This is a genomic window from Pseudomonas aegrilactucae, assembly GCF_019168305.1.
Lineage (GTDB): Bacteria > Pseudomonadota > Gammaproteobacteria > Pseudomonadales > Pseudomonadaceae > Aquipseudomonas > Aquipseudomonas aegrilactucae.
The window spans coordinates 1-670 of sequence record NZ_JAHTBI010000126.1; the positions used below are offsets into that span (position 1 = coordinate 1).

Here is a 670-nt window from a genome sequence, read left to right on the forward strand (position 1 = left end):
GGCCTAGGCCGGGGCTTTTTCAAGTACGGATCGATCAGAGGATGCTGATCGGGTACTCGACGAATACGCGGACTTCGTTGCCGTCGTCGTTGTAACCGCTACGACGCACGCTTTCCGAAGTGCGCAGGAACGAGCCACGCAGCTTGACGGACAGGTCCTTGGCTGGGCCTTCCTGAACCACGTACTTGAACTGGTTGAAGATTTCGCGCTCTTTGCCCTCGCCGAAGCCACCTGGGGTGCCGACAGTGCGAGTATTGATGTTGTCGCCCACGACGTAGGCCACGTTGTAGGTCAGGCCAGGGACGCCAAAGGCGCTGAAGTCCAGGCCATAGCCGATCTGCCACGAACGCTCGTCTTCAGCGTTGAAGTCGGACCAGTAGGAGTTGGCCAGGTAGATGGTCGAACCACCGTCACCCACACCGCCATTACGCTGGTAACCGCTGTACTGGTAACCGGTGCTGCCGTTGCTGCGCTGGTGCGCCAGGGTGATCGAGTGCGGGCCGAAGGCGTAGGTGGCCGCCAGGCTCCAGATCGTGTTGCTGTCGCCGGTCAGCTTGGCATCGCGAACATAATCGCTGTCGATGCTGGACTTGTAGCCGTTGAAGTCCAGGGTCAGCGACTGGTCGTCGGAGATCGCGTGGACGTAGTTCAGGCCCAGGTAATGCTTTTT

The 670-nt window shown here is 59.9% G+C and carries 1 protein-coding gene; it reads right to left on the reverse strand.

Features of this window, described 5'->3' with window-relative positions; genetic code table 11:
- Positions 1 to 34: 34 nt before the first annotated feature.
- A partial coding sequence (locus tag KUO17_RS25450; RefSeq protein WP_217978324.1) for an OprD family outer membrane porin occupies positions 35 to 670 on the reverse strand: 636 nt, incomplete at its 5' end.